The sequence below is a fragment of the Bacillus sp. AFS012607 genome (assembly GCF_002558005.1).
GTDB classification, from domain to species: Bacteria; Bacillota; Bacilli; order Bacillales; family Bacillaceae_G; genus Bacillus_A; species Bacillus_A thuringiensis_S.
In genome coordinates, this window is the sequence record NZ_NTVM01000132.1 from 1 (window position 1) to 361 (window position 361).

The following is a 361-nucleotide window of genomic DNA, read 5'->3' on the forward strand; positions in this document are numbered from 1 at the left end:
AATAGTAAAAAGAAGCAAATGTAGTAAATATGAAATGTTTTTATAAACCAATTAATGTAAAATTTATATTATGTATTTTTTATACAATAAAACTACATTTCAAGAGAAATATATATAATATTTAAACCCTTGCCCTTGTTGTTTTTGGATAGGGAAAGAATAAGGGTTCAGCAATACAAAATTGCTAAACCCTTATTCTTTATTCTTTCCTATTCTGCCTAAACTATCTTTAATAGTNNCCAAGTTGTGTATATAGCAAAGCTGTATCTTGACTGGTATGCCCAAGTTGCTGCATTACTTGTAATGAATCTTTTTCTTCCATATATAATTTATTTGCCAATGTATGTCTTAATTTATGAGG

At 26.7% G+C, this 361-nt stretch carries 1 protein-coding gene; it reads right to left on the reverse strand.

The genetic code is table 11. The features are described 5' to 3' along the window. Window positions 1-229: 229 nt before the first annotated feature. The coding region (locus tag CN409_RS32505; protein WP_481747196.1) for a tyrosine-type recombinase/integrase at window positions 230-361 on the reverse strand (132 nt) is incomplete at its 5' end.